The sequence below is a fragment of the Tunturibacter psychrotolerans genome (genome assembly GCF_040359615.1).
GTDB lineage: Bacteria > Acidobacteriota > Terriglobia > Terriglobales > Acidobacteriaceae > Edaphobacter > Edaphobacter psychrotolerans.
In genome coordinates, this window is record NZ_CP132942.1 from 4,143,458 (window position 1) to 4,157,987 (window position 14,530).

Sequence of the window (14,530 nt, forward strand, 5' to 3'; positions counted from 1 at the left end):
GCCCATTGCAACCTAACCGCTACAAAGCCGAAAGATGACTCGAATGATAGAACACTTTGATGTATTGATCGTAGGCGCGGGCTTATCTGGTATCGGCGCAGCCCACCATCTTCAGGTGCACTGCCCAAAGAAAACGTTCCTCATTGTTGAAGGCCGCAAAGCGCTTGGTGGCACATGGGATCTTTTCCGCTATCCTGGTATCCGTTCCGACTCTGATATGCATACCATGGGCTTCTCTTTCCGCCCATGGACAGGGAAAAAAGCAATTGCCGATGGCGAAACGATCCTCAACTACCTGAAGGAAACTGCTAAAGAGTACGGTATCGACCGGCACATCCGGTATAGCCATCGGGTCGTTCAGGCGCGATGGTCTTCCGAGCAGTCAGGCTGGACAGTCGAGATGGAGCACGGTAAGTCGGGTGACATTGTTGTATGCACCTGCTCGTTCCTTTTTATGTGCACCGGCTACTACAACTACGCTCAAGGCCACATGCCGGAGTTTCCCGGCGCTGATCGCTTTCGCGGCCGCATCGTACATCCTCAGCAATGGCCTGCCGATCTCGACTACGCCGGCAAGCGCGTTGTCATCATCGGCAGCGGCGCTACGGCTATAACGCTCGTCCCGTCCTTGGCGAAAACAGCTGCCCACGTCACCATGCTGCAGCGATCGCCATCCTACATCTTTGCGCGGCCTGGTTCTGACCCTTTCGTGGTTGGCCTCAAACGTTATTTGCCTGAGAGGTCGGCCTCTCGTCTAGCACGTTGGAAGAATATTTTGCTTGGCATGTACTTCTATCGAATTGCACGCAGCAAACCGGAAAAATTCAGCGCCCTCCTGATCGGAGGTGCCCAAAAGCATCTCGGCGGGAGCTACGATGTCGCCACCCATTTCACGCCGAAGTATAAGCCGTGGGACCAACGGCTTTGTCTCGCGCCCGATGGAGACCTTTTCAAAACAATCCGCGAGGGAGATGCCACCATCGTCACTGACTCGATTGAGAGTTTCACTGAAGATGGAATTAAGCTCGCATCCGGCAAAGAGTTACCCGCCGACGTGATTGTCACTGCGACCGGCCTTAAACTCCAACTTATGAGCGGAGTAGAGATATACGTCGACGACTCGCGTGTTGAGCTATCCCAAACCTTTAACTATAAGGGAACCATGTTCAGTGGAATCCCAAACTTCGCGCTCACAGTCGGTTACACCAACGCGTCGTGGACTCTGAAGGCCGAGCTTAGCAGCCTGTATGTCTGTCGACTTCTCAACTACATGGACCGGCGCGGCTGGAGGTCTGCCATCCCGCACCTTGTAGAAGGGTCGGTTGGCGAACAGCCGATGATTAGTCTCACATCAGGTTATGTTCAACGAGCTATTGATCAGTTGCCTAAGCAAGGTTTGAAGAAGCCGTGGACGTTGCACCAAAACTATCCGCGTGACATTATTGCCCTGCGATACGGGAAGGTGGACGATGGCGCTCTACGCTTCTCCCGTTAGCAACATCGAAGAGGCATCACCGATGCATTGCTTATTGCCACGCTTGGCGGTAGATTGCCTCAACCTCTCCGCTCTCAGGGACGCGAGGGTTATTCTGCGGCGATCCCGAAGCAAATGCCTGTGCTGTCATCGTGGGAATCAAAGCAAAATAGCGCTCTTGATCGATCCCGAACTGCCTCGGCGAAGGCACCTTCAGTTCGGCATTCCGGCTATACAAACTTCGAATCAATTGATCGACTGCGACTTCATCCGTGACGTTGCTCTTTGTCACGCCCATGGTTCGCGCGCACTCTGCGTAGCGTCCCACTGCCGCCTTAACCGAAAAAGCCGTTACGACCGGCAACAACATGGCGTTCGAGAGTCCGTGGGGAACATGAAAGTGTGCTCCAAGCGGACGGCTCATGCCATGGACAAGAGCTACACTCGCATTCGAGAACGCAATGCCAGCCTGTGTTGCAGCCAACATCATGGCCTCGCGGGAGGTGCGGTTTCCCGGTTCGTGAAAGCTGACCGGAAGCTCCCGCCAAATCGTCTTCATAGCCGAAAGCGCAAGAGCGTCAGTGAACGGACTAGCTTTGCGACTAACGTACGCCTCGATTGCATGCGTCAACGAGTCAGTGCCCGTGTCCGCCGTCAATCTCGGCGGCATTGTCAACGTCAACTCATAATCCACCACTGCGACCGTGGGAAGAAGGACATCGCCGGCAATCAGCATCTTCTCTTCCGTCTCCACATCTGTAATCACGGTAAATCGTGTGACTTCCGACCCGGTACCGGCGGTCGTTGGGATTGCAAAGTGCGTTGGACAACGAACAGTTGGAGCATTCGGGGCCTTGAAGTCGCGAACCCTACCACCGTTGGTCGCCAGCATGCCGATGGCTTTAGCCGTATCGATCGGGCTTCCTCCTCCTCCGAGGCTCACGAGGCTGTCATGGCCGCCCTTAAGGAAGACCCGAACGCCTTCCTCGACGATCGCTGTCGTCGGATCCGCATGGGTCTCATGAAAGATCTCAGAGATCAGGCCGGCATCTCGTATTTGTGTTCGCAGTTGTTCGGGCAGCCCATTGTTCATCAGGAAAGGATCCGTCACGATGAGCGGCCGCCTGCACTGAAGACGCGAAAGCAATGCTGCGACCTCAGAGAACGATCCCCCACCGATTTTGAGAATGGACGGAATCCGGATCTCAGCTCTCATCAATTTCTCCTCAACCTCTTTATAAAGGAACTTATTTCCGCTCGCGAATTATGGTGACAATAATTCTCCGCGACAAGTATCTTACCGGGTTGTTCAGTTACCTAGACTTTGCTCGTGTCCTCTGACTTTCCTGTAACAAGCGGTCTTTGAACGATTGAATATTGAGCTTTGAAATAGAAGGTTAAGAATGCCTCACTTTGGCGACTATCAAAACGAGATCTACCTAGACGGTCTTCGCGACGTGCTTCCCAGGCTTCCCGTCGACTTCAAGCTCTTGGAGCAGAAGGCACAAGCGGCGATGCCTGCCTCAGTTCTTTCTTACGTGCAAGGTGGCTGCGGTGATGAGTTCACTCAACGTCACAATGCGGAAGCATTCAATCACTGGGGGCTTATCCCGCGCATGATGGTGGACTGCTCCACACGCGATCTCTCAATCGAGCTCTTTGGTCTCAAACTGCCCACCCCCATCTTTCTCAGCCCGGTCGGAGTACTTGGCATCTGTACTTCAGACGGCCACGGCGACCTTGACGTCGCGCATGCGTGCTCCAGAACAAGAATTCCCATGGTTGCGTCCACCCTGTCGAACGACCTGCTTGAAACCATCGCTCAAAATCTAGGCGACACGCCCGGATTTTTCCAACTTTATACTCCCAAGGATAAAAAGCTCGCTGAAAGCCTGGTTCATCGGGCCGAGTCCGCTGGCTTCAAAGGCATTGTGGTCACGCTCGATACCTGGCTTACCGGATGGCGGCCGCGGGATCTCAACGCCGCCAACTTCCCGCAGCTGCGTGGACACGCACTCCAAAACTACTTCACCGATCCCTATTTCAGAGCATTGCTCGCGAAGCCTCCCGAAGACGATCTATCTGCGGCGGTAATGCAGTGGGCTCAAATTTTCGGTAAAGTTCTTAACTGGACGGACCTTCCGTGGCTACGTTCTCTTACCAAACTGCCTCTCATCCTGAAGGGCATCTGTCATCCTGACGATGCGAAACGCTGCATCGATGGAGGGGTTGATGGAATCTACCTTTCCAATCATGGGGGCCGACAAGCGAATGGCGGAATGGCCGCGATCGATATGCTTCCTGCCGTTGTGGAGGCTAGCGGAAGGACCCCGGTCCTGTTTGACTCCGGCGTTCGTCACGGAAGCGATATCGTGAAGGCGCTCGCGCTGGGAGCAAGGGCTGTCGGCATCGGACGTCCTTACGTCTATGGTCTCGCTTTGGACGGCACCGACGGGGTCGTCCATGTTCTGAGAAGCTTGCTCGCCGAAGCCGACCTCCTTATGGCCGTTGACGGCTTTCCCACTCTGGCGACACTTCGCGAAGCCGGGGTTATCCGCCTTTAGAGCGAAATGCGTGAAGTGTGGCCTCACAATCATTCGTCGCGTGTCATACGGTTAAGAATCGAAATCCAACGCTCGTCAAACTATTCAAAGGACTAAGTGATGAATATTCCTCTTTCGCCTCTACGGTTTCTCCGACATGCGGAGCGACAATATGCCGGACGTACAGCTGTCGTTTCGAGAGGGGAACGATTCACATACCGGCAGTTTGGAGAACGCGTTGGCCGGCTTGCGGGAGCGCTGCGGGAGGCAGGCGTTCGGAGCGGAGAGCGCATAGCTTTTTTAGGCACAAATTCTCATCGATTACTCGAAGCGTACTACGGTGTGCTGGAAGCAGGAGCAGTCTTGCTGCCGCTGAACATTCGGCTTTCCGCAAGCGAGCTGTCATTTATTCTCAACGACTCCGGAGCGAGCATTCTCTTCATCGACCCGCAATTTATGCCATTGGTAGAGTCCTTTCGTCGGCAATTGCCTGCGGTACGAATCTTCTGCGCGCTAGAGAGCGCAGCGGAAAAGGATTGGTTGATGCCACAGAACTACGACGATTGGTTGAACACGGCTATCCCCTATCGTTGCGACATCAGTTCCATCGATGAGGATGAAGTTGCTGAACTCTTCTACACCAGCGGCACGAGCGCCCAGCCAAAAGGCGTCATGTTGAGTCATCGCAACATTTATCTTCACGCCCTTCAGACCTGCTTGGCCTTCAACGTCGAAAATGGTTCGGTGGAACTTCATACGATCCCGCTTTTTCACGCAAACGGATGGGGTATCGCGCATTTTTTGACCATGCTGGGCGGCAAGCATGTGATGGTCGAAAGCTTTGACCCAGAGGCGATCTTTCGCTTCATCGAAACTGAAGGTGTAACCCAGTTCAACGCGGTACCTTTCATGGCTACGGTACTCGTTAACCACCCGAAGCGCGGTGACTATGATCTGCGCAGCCTGCGCCGCATCGTCATCGGTGGTGCAGCGTCGTCACCTACCTTAATTCGCGAAGTGGAGGAAGCCTTTGACTGCACTTGCTTTTCTGGGTACGGCTTGACGGAGACTTCTCCTGCCCTCTCCTGCGCTTCCGTGAAGCCCGAGCTTGGATGGACTGATCAGGAAAGGTATATCAAACAAGCAATGACCGGCTATGCCTTCCCAGGGGTAGAGCTTCATATCGCCGGCCCGAATGATGAGTGGCTCCCCGAAGATGGAAAGGCGATCGGAGAACTCATCGCGCGTGGCGACGGCGTGATGAAAGGCTATTGGAAGCAGCCCGAACTAACTGGAGAGGCTCTGCGAGGCGGTTGGCTTCGTACAGGAGACATGGCTACGATAGACGAGAATGGCTATGTTCTGATCGTCGACCGAAAAAAAGACATTATCGTTAGCGGCGGAGAGAACATCTCCTCGCTTGAGGTGGAGAAGGCCATGTTGGCGCATCCTGCAATCCTCGAGATCGCGGTCATCCCCGTTTCTGATAATAGGTGGGGAGAGGTCCCCAAAGCTCTCGTCGTCCTCAAGCACGGTGCAGCCGTGACCGAAACAGAGTTGATCGATTTCAGCCGTTCCTGTCTGACCCATTACAAGTGTCCAAAGACCGTCCAGTTTGTGGAGTCGCTTCCGAAAACAGGCACCGGAAAGGTCCTGAAAAAGAATTTGCGTACGCAGTACGAGGGAAAGAATGCCCATTCGCCCATCCGAGCTTGAGGAGCAGTCCCTCCGGTCCGGAATGCATGAGTGGATGCGGATACACCCTTGTGACAGGCCGACATCTTTGACGGACTGATTGGACTTTAAAAGTCGGTGGGGAGGATAAGCAACCGTGATTCAGTCACCTCCATAGTGGAGGATCGGACCCCCCTCCCTGCCGATGCCCGAATTCTTGACCCCGCCGTATGGAAGATGATCCCTAAGCCATGCAGAGTATTCATCGACCAGACCCGCTCCAACTTCGAGTTCGTTCCACGCCTGAGCCAAATTCTTCCACTTAATACTAAAGATAGCCGCCTGCAGACCGTATTTCGATCGGTTCACGGATGTTACGACCTCGGAGAAATTGCCATACGAACGATGACCACAGGCGCAAAGGCCTCTTCGCAGTTGAGTTGGGCCGTGCTGCAACATTGCTGAGTAGATTTGGATCTAACACTGATCCATTTCGATTACCGCCTAGATCAACCTTGCGCCTAGGTTCAACATCTCGACGATCCAGCTTTCAGCCCGGATCGCGGCCGCCTCATTGATCATTGGGCCGACGCGTGTGGAGGAATCAGCATGGTCGCCTGTCGTAAGCGTTCGCAACCCTTGCACAATTCCATCGATGAGCTGTGCTTTGAGCGAATCATGAACGAAGACGCGTTGCACCGAGATGCAGCTCTGACCGGCATACGTATACCCTCCGGCGACAACTTTGGGGATTGCCTTCGAGAGATCCGCATCCTCGCAGATGATAAGCAAACTGAGCATAGCAGTCCGCTCATCTGCTACTGGCTTTGCAGCCACTTCATTCGAGGCACGGTAAAAACACCGATCGCGCCGGAGGGCCATCCTTCCTGCACCGCAAACTCCAATGTCCGCGCTATGGCTGAGGCACGCCATCCGTGACTGGCAGCGCAGCATTGGCTGGATGTTTAGACGCCAGGCTGGCACTCCGAGGGTCACAATCGAATGATGGGACCTATTCTTCCTGCCACCGGCACGATGCCTGTTGTTCGGCCCTCAACGAAGCTCGCCCTTCTCGTTGCCCCTGTGACGGAAGGAAGTACTATTCTCCCGCGTAACAAGTACACTCAGATTCGGTTTGTTAGAACTTCAGTTTCAGCGCCATCTGCAGAATTCGAGGATCGCCGGCAGAGGAGATCTGACCGAAGTTGCTGTCTGTAAGTCCGAAATCGGGATTCCCAAAATTCACATTGTTGAAGACGTTGTAGAACTCCGCTCGAAATTCGTAGTTGACCCGTTCCCCTACTTTTCCAGTTTTGAGCAGTGCTAAGTCCGTGGTGAAAAGTCTCGGACCGCGCAGAGAATTCTTGCCTATGTTTCCGTAGGTGCCGATGGCATTGGGGACAAAATCCGCAGTGTTGAACCACTCGTTGATCAACGCAGCATGGGAGCGCGTGGTACTCAACTTGGTCTGCGAAATGTTTGCCACGGTGATGTCAGGGCGGTCATTGCCCATGGCACTGAAGGAGTTATCATCCTCTGCGAATGAGGTAAATGGAAAACCTGATTGCCAGTTTGTGATGAAGCTCAGGTTCCATCCGTTAACCACCTGGTTCGTGATGCCATTGCCTGGAACATGATGGAAGGCATAAATTCCCGACAGTCTAAAGACGTTGGCAGCGTCACCGGCGTCTGGGCCGTAGTCAAGAGAACGGCCGCAGCCGCATGTATTGATGCCGCCGATCCCAAACAGATACTCCTGTCCATTGGGACCGAAGTTATTCAGTGCGTGCGACCACGTGTAGTTGGTTTGGAATGAGAGACCATAGCCCAAGCGCTTCTCGACTTCAATCTGGCCGGCATTGTAGTTACTGATCACTCCGGAGTTGATTGAACCGATAAAGCCGAAGTTCGGATAGAGACGACGTTGCTGAATATTATCCTCCGTCGACTGGCCAGGAATGTAGACCGAGGGATTCAGTTGCAGCAGCCCTGACTCCTGATCTCCGGTACCACCCAGATGAGTTCCTTTGTTTCCCACATATTGCAGACGCATGAACCAGCTGGAGCCCAACTGACGTTCGAGCGTGAGGTTATACGAGAGGATCTGTGGAAGCCGGAAGTGCCGATCGAAGATCTCTGTGAAGGAGATGCCCTGAGGGAATGTTGCCGATGGGCCTGGATTGATTGGTCCGAATGATCCGGGAAAAGGATTCGCTACACCCGCGGCGGAGTAAGGATTCGTAAAGTTCGTGTTGGTGATATTCACAATTGGTGCAAAAGGAGGAATGCCGACCACATCTTCAAAGGCTACGCCGTTCGGGGCCTGATAGTAATACCCTATTCCACCACGGAGGCTTGTCTTGGCATCGGACGTCAACTGATAGGCAAAGCCAAAGCGGGGGCCTACATTGCCGAAGTTGTTGTAGATCGAAGATTCCGGGCAGCCAGCATCGTGATCGCTTCCGCCGAAGATCAGACCAGCGGGTGAGTTGGGATAGCGCGCCGATTGCGCTCCAGGGACGAAACATCCTACGCGTCCCTCGCTATCCGTGTAAGGAGCGAACGGATCCCAACGAATACCGGCGCTCACGGTAAGCCGTGGAGTCGCACGCCAGGTGTCCTGAAAGAAGGCGCTCCACTCGTTTCCGCTGAAGTCCAAATACAGCCCGCCTGCCTGCGTAAAGCTGGATGCAGCTCCAAGCAGAAAATCTGAAAGATTGTTTCCGCTTAGATTGCCACCAAAGCTGTAATTGCCGTCCGCCTGGTAGCTATTTCCCATGGGCATGTGAATATGCGTCCATTCGCCGCCAACCTGGATCTCATTTTTGCCCTTGACGAGGCTGAGGACTTCACGATCGGAAATCTGGCTGCTGTCCCACGTTCCCGTGGCGGGTTGATCTCCCACGATGAACCCGCCAGATACATCAACGTTGAGCGTTGACGCGAAATTGGTGGGTTGGGCAATATTCGCACCCGCATCCGCAATGCTGAAAGGAGCCGCCGACTGGGTTAGACCTGTCTTGCTGTTCCATCCGAAATAGCTATTGAGAACAACCGTGGGGGAGATCGTGTAGATGTCGACAACGCTGACGTTCTTCAGTCCCAGCTTCTGCGGGGCTTCTGAATTGCCTTCAAGAATGTTGCTTAGCGGGGGAATGATGATGGGGACGGTGTAGTTGAGTTGAAAATAGTGTCCGCTGAGATGATGCTTGCCAAGGTTGAAGTCGATTTTGGCAAGGTACTCATCGGTGTTCTGGATGGACGGGGCACCGTTGTAAACCAAAAAGTTCGGCCCCAACTGCGGGGCGTTGGGAAGAGGAATGTGATTCAACAAGTACAACGCCGTCGGGTCAAACGCCGCGGGATTGATCTGGTTGTTGCTGTTGAACTGGTAAGGCGAATTCGAATTGGGGTTCGTCAACACGGTGTCCGGGAGAAGTGCCGAGAAGTCTCCGTTACGCTCGGCCTGGGTTGGCACCTGCGAATTGAGGCCATTGATAGAAGTGTTCTGGCGTGTGCCTTGATAGGAACCAAAATAAAATAGCTTCCCTTTCAAGATAGGTCCGCCGATGGTTCCTCCAAATTGATTCTGCTTCAATGGATTGGGAGAGTCCGCAAAGTAGTTCCTGGCATCCATTGCGTAATTGCGCAGGTACTCAAAGACATCGCCGTGAATCTGATCGGTTCCAGATTTTGTAACAACATTGGCAACTCCGCCGGTGGCGTTTCCGTAGGCGGCGCTCATGTTATCGGTTTGCACATTGAATTCCTGCAGCGCGTCCGGACTGGGGAATGGCAAATTGGCGTTGATGTAAAAGTCGTTGTAGTCCACGCCGTCCAACAGGTAGTAAACGCCGTTGGCACCGCCACCATTGACCTTTGCATATTGCTCGCCGGGAAGAATGCCCCCTTCACAACCAACGCCGCAGTTCTGCCCTGTCACATCCACTGCACCGGGAACAAGAAAGACAAGCTGCTGGGCCTGGCGACCATTCATCGGCAAGCTCTCTATGCTCTTCTGACCGATAACCTGTGTGATCGCCGCATCGTCCGTGGTCACCTGGTTGGAGTTGGCCTCTACAGTGACTTGCTGGGTTATCGCCCCAACCGTGAGGATCACCTTCTGGCTGGCAGACTGCCCCACAGTCAATCCAATTCCCTTTTGCACGTAGGTGTTGAAGCCAGCAACGCTAACGGTCAGCTGGTAATCGCCAATGGGCAAACTCGGAAACAGGTACTCTCCTGCGTCTCCAGTTTTGACTTGCTGCTGATATCCAGTTCCTGTTTGTTCCACAGTCACCGAGGCCGCTGGGACTGCCGCGCCTGAGTTGTCCTGTACCGTGCCGCTCAGACGCGCCGTAGTGTATTGGCCAAAGGCCGTAGTGGCCGCTAGCAATAGAAAGAACAGGGAAGAAAAGATAACAGCTGGTTTGAACCGCACGTCGTTAAAGAGCCGACACCCTGCATTCGGGCTTTCATCAATGGGTCTCATCCCTGCTGTCCCTCACTCATCTGAAGTATTTGGCCCAGTAAAAATGCTAACTACTGTTCGCCCTTGCGAGGATCTAGTTACACAATCTTTGTTTTCATTAGATTGTGAAATGTTTCGATCATGTCTGTTCTTTTACGTTTGATCGGCTGTTAATGTCAAGAAGAAAAAACATTTTAATGATAGGGTGATTCGTTCCGGGTATGGTGCGTTGCCACTAGCCCCATTGTTTCGGCGGGGTGGAGGAAAGCTGTGTCCCCACTATTGGGCTGAGAATAGTGCGCTACCAAACCTCCCGACAGCCGAGATGTACCTGCTTAGATCTAGCCGGCATGCCCACAGGGCGGTGGCAACACCATCTACGCCTCCTACCCACGACAAAGATATTTCTATACATTTCGTTTTGTTGCGCATATGTTGCATCTTCGAAAATGGAGCAATTCGAAACATGCGGGGAAGCGTATGCCAGGGAATTTATTGAGATGATCTGCGTTAGGCGGATCCAGCTCGGAACGGGTGCCAGGCCTGCTGAATCATGTGGCCGCGCTGGTCAGGCGGAATTAGTGGGATCCGACCATTCCACCGCTGCCAGAGGCTTGTTTCCCTTCATCACGAAGTAGAGGAGCAGCCCGACTCCTACCCATGCGGCTCCCAGGAGTTTGGCGTCAAGATTGAGATTCAGCCAGATGAACGTGCAAACGGCAAGACCGCAGAGCGGCGACAGTGCCGCGAAAACTACCTTTTCCTGGGAGCGGAACTTGTAGTGAATAAGCGCCGCCGCGTTTACGCCAATGAACGCGATGAACGCGCCGAAGTTAAGCAGTTCCGCGCCCTTTTCAAAGGTCAACAGAAACGTACCGGCCAGCGTGACGGCGCCCAGCAGCAGCACGTTGTTGCGCGGGATTCTCGTCTTCTCATTTAGTACGCCGAAGAATCGCTTTGGCAGCGCATCGGTGCGTCCCATTCCATAGAGCAGACGCGCGGCCCCGAATTGCGCAGCGATACCTGAGCCCATATTGGCGATCAAGAGCGTCGCATTCAGTAATTGAAAAAGAAACTTGCCGCCGACGCGAAGGGCGACCTGCACGTAAGCGGTGTCGACCATGGAGGCCGGGAATGGAATGCGTGCCGGCCAAGCAAGCTGCGCAAGGTACACTTCGATCGCGGACAGGACGCCAATCGCGAAGCAGGTGATGACCGTGGCCAGCAAGATGTTACGCCGTGGGTTTTCGACTTCCTCTGACATGGTGGAAATACCATCGAAGCCGATATAAGTCAGCACCGCGATCGATGCGCCATGAAACAGGAGTCCGGGAGCGAAGGTAGCGGGATCGTAAAACGGCAGCAGCCATTGCCCACCCACGGGACGCGCGACCAGCGCAATGTAGCGTATGGCATATGCGATGAAGACCACCACGACGATGCTCATCCCCAACGCGAGCAGAGCATTCACGCGGCTCGACGTTTGCACGCCGCGCAGGTTCAGCCCGGTGAAGACCAGAACAAATGCAACGGCCCAGGCGGCATAGGGAATTTGGGGAATAATATTCTGGGCCGCCGCGCTGCACCAAATGGCGCAGATGATGGGATTCAGCATGTAATCCATCAGCATGGACCAGCCGACCACATAGCCAGCCAGGGGGTGAATCTCCTTGCCGACATAGGTGTAAGCCGACCCGGCGCTGGGATACACGCGCGCCATTCTGCCGTAACTCACAGCGGTAAACAGCATGGCCACCATCGCGATGAGGATGGTCGTCACCACGTGTCCTCGCGCGGCATTGCTGACCACGCCGTAGATACTCATAGGCGCCGTGGGTTGAATGATGATGATGCCGTAAAGGATTAGGTGGCGAAGCTTCAGCGTGCGGCGGAGGCCAAGGGGCTCCACGGATCGATCGACAGTTGTGTCCATACGGGTGGATCCTCGGTCATCCACGAAGCGCTAACCCACAAGCATCGGCGTAGCGCGCCAGAGATTCCCGTACCTTATCATGAATGATGGAGACCGGATCGTTGCTGATTGTCCCGGTACGAATTGCCTCTGCCTGTCGAGGAAGATATTGGCTGAGAAGAGGCAAGGGTGCGGGGTGTTCGCGAAGGTTTTCGAGCAGAACGGCAAGGGCCTTGGATATCTCGGCGTTCGGCCAGTAGTAGCGGATCCGGTCGCTCAGGCTGTAGGCCCTGGCAATGTGCTGCTGGCGCTCATCGCCGTGGTAGTAACCTTTCCAGTTTCCGGGATGCTCAAGCATCACCTGCTCGATGATTGCCCGCAGATTGGAGCGCCGTTGCTCGGCAATCCACTCTTCCTCAATGCGTGCCAGGCCGAAGATTGCTTCCCGCATTACGAAGGTCAATTCAGGGCCGACTTTTAGAATGCCAAAGTGCCCACTCACAAGTTGGCGAAGCGACTCCGCCGTCTGATAATCCGTCGAATGTGCCTCGAAGACAATTCCATCCTGCTGCAGAATGGATTCGCTGAGCTGCATGGCCTTGTCTGGCTGGTAGTCCTCGACAGTGTCGTGGCCAAACTCAACGCCGGGCTGCACAACCACGCCGATGATCCGATCCCAGGCGGACAGAAGGTTCCTTCGTTCGAAGGCCCGCCGGTGCACTTCCAGAGTCTCCCGCAGGCTCTCCGTTGAGGTGACTTCGATTTCCATTTCCTCCACTGCGCCGCCGGGAGTAGGCACCTCAGTTCCGATAACGTAGACCGGGCGAGCCGCGGAGTTGTGCGATGCATTTTCGGCAACTTCGCATAACCGTGCGGCACGTTCTGCAATCTCCTGGGGGGCAAGAGGCGTCGCATCATCGGCGCAGGCCATGCTGGCGTCCAAGTGAATCTTGCTGAACCCCGCATCCGCATACGCGGCAACCATGATGCAAGCTTTCTCCATGGCAACGCTGGCAGGCTCGTCCTTCCACGGATTGGGGCCAAGATGGTCTCCACCCAGGACGACTCGCTCAATGGGAAAATGCATCTCCTCGGCAATGGCATGAATGTAGTCTCGAAACTGCGCGGGGACCATGCCGGTGTAGCCTCCCTGCTGATTGACCTGGTTGCATGTCGCTTCAATGAGCAGCAAACTTCCATCGCGTGCGGCCTGCGCAAATGCCGCCTCCAGCACCAGGCGATTCGCAGTGCACACCGAGTAGATGCCTCGGCGCTTTCCTTCCCGGTTCTCCCGCAGCAGCTGACGCATCTCATCCACTGAATTGCGTGACGCTGCGGATTTTTCAAACTCAGAGGTCATGTTGGATACAGCGGCCGGTCTCGGCTCAGTCGCAACCGTCACGACGGATCGGGTCCCCGAATTGGATGGCACAAGCTTTTCCTGCTGCCAATGTTGTTGGAAAAAAATTTCGCGGTATGCCCTGTCACAGAAGGCTTCCGTGCCGCCGGAACGCGTGACGGATAAGCCTCCGGTCAGATTTCCATAGGCGATACACGTTTCCAGCGGAGCCTTGCGAACCCATTTGTGCAGGAAGCCAGCGTCAAACGTGTCGCCCGCGCCCACTGAATCTTTTACTTCCACTCGAAGCGAAGGCACGTCAATGCGCCGGCCTTCGAAGTACGCGGAGGCCCCCGCTGCTCCTCGCTTCACAACCAGTAACGGCACCTTCGCAGACATGCGTTCGGCGGCGGGTTCAGCCTTGGCCATCTTGGCCAGCTCGCTCTCCGTGCACAACAGCACGTCCACCAGGGGCAGCACATCCTCAAGCACACCGGCCCACTTGTCTTCAGGGTCATCGTTCGTATCGAGAGACGTGGTCAACCCGCGCCTTTTCATCTCTCTGAATAACTCCGGGATATCGGCTGATAACTTGCGATGGAGAAACAAGGAGGATAAGTGAAAATGTTTGGCCGTTGCCAGATAGTCCAGATCCAGATCGTCGATCCCCATCTCAAACATGGCGCCGGGGTAAGTGAGTATCCGACGAGTCGTTGCGAAAGGAAGTATCACGGTGATCCCGGTATTACTTCCAGAAGCCGACTGAACCACGTGATCCACCCGTACACCAGCGTCCTGCAGCCACCGGCAACACATCTGTCCCAGCGCATCCCCGCCTACGCGCGAACTAAACGTAACCTTGCTGCCTAACAGCGACAGGTTATGCGCGAGGATGGCCGAGGAACTACCGAGGGTAAGCGTAAAGCCGCTGGCCAGCACTTCCCTTTCTTCCGGCAGCTCGCGCGGCGCACCGTAGACAATCAGATCGGGGTTCAGCTCTCCGACGATTGCAACGTCCGGTTGCTCCGAAGAACCTTTCTGCAGGCTGCTTCCTACTACTTCGCTTGAGTTCATACTCTCCATCGTTCATGCCTTAGAACAGGCGTGCTCTTTACGG

7 protein-coding genes and 1 pseudogene are annotated in these 14,530 nt (G+C 54.8%); 3 read left to right on the forward strand and 5 right to left on the reverse strand.

The features are described from left to right. The first annotated feature begins 43 nt into the window (after window positions 1–43). Window positions 44–1,495 (forward strand): flavin-containing monooxygenase, encoded by a 1,452-nt coding sequence (locus RBB77_RS17430; RefSeq protein WP_353063008.1) that lies wholly within the window; start codon window positions 44–46, stop codon window positions 1,493–1,495. Between the two features lie 31 nt (window positions 1,496–1,526). Here the strand turns inward: RBB77_RS17430 and RBB77_RS17435 are convergent, their stop codons facing one another. Next, window positions 1,527–2,690: an iron-containing alcohol dehydrogenase gene (locus tag RBB77_RS17435; RefSeq protein WP_353063009.1), complete on the reverse strand. Its 1,164-nt coding sequence runs from the start codon at window positions 2,688–2,690 to the stop codon at window positions 1,527–1,529. A gap of 187 nt (window positions 2,691–2,877) precedes the next feature. On the opposite strand from RBB77_RS17435, the gene RBB77_RS17440 reads away from it, so the two are divergent. Further along, the gene (locus RBB77_RS17440) at window positions 2,878–4,038 is read left to right on the forward strand and encodes an alpha-hydroxy-acid oxidizing protein (protein WP_353063010.1); all 1,161 of its coding nucleotides are present in this window, start codon (window positions 2,878–2,880) and stop codon (window positions 4,036–4,038) included. A gap of 99 nt (window positions 4,039–4,137) precedes the next feature. Then, a complete protein-coding gene (locus RBB77_RS17445) occupies window positions 4,138–5,733 on the forward strand; it encodes a long-chain-fatty-acid--CoA ligase (RefSeq protein ID WP_353063011.1) in 1,596 nt (531 codons plus the stop codon). A gap of 120 nt (window positions 5,734–5,853) precedes the next feature. Here RBB77_RS17445 and RBB77_RS17450 read toward each other — a convergent pair. The 4 genes and pseudogenes from RBB77_RS17450 to RBB77_RS17465 all read right to left on the reverse strand — a co-directional run bounded on the left by RBB77_RS17450 (window position 5,854) and on the right by RBB77_RS17465 (window position 14,487). Beyond that, window positions 5,854–6,645: pseudogene (locus RBB77_RS17450) on the reverse strand (aldehyde dehydrogenase family protein). Between the two features lie 184 nt (window positions 6,646–6,829). Next, a complete protein-coding gene (locus tag RBB77_RS17455) occupies window positions 6,830–10,183 on the reverse strand; it encodes a TonB-dependent receptor (protein WP_353063012.1) in 3,354 nt (1,117 codons plus the stop codon). Window positions 10,184–10,730: 547 nt separating this feature from the next. After that, the gene (locus tag RBB77_RS17460) at window positions 10,731–12,095 is read right to left on the reverse strand and encodes an APC family permease (protein ID WP_353063013.1); all 1,365 of its coding nucleotides are present in this window, start codon (window positions 12,093–12,095) and stop codon (window positions 10,731–10,733) included. Window positions 12,096–12,111: 16 nt separating this feature from the next. Then, window positions 12,112–14,487: a D-tagatose-bisphosphate aldolase, class II, non-catalytic subunit gene (locus tag RBB77_RS17465; RefSeq protein WP_353063014.1), complete on the reverse strand. Its 2,376-nt coding sequence runs from the start codon at window positions 14,485–14,487 to the stop codon at window positions 12,112–12,114. Between the last annotated feature and the right edge of the window lie 43 nt (window positions 14,488–14,530).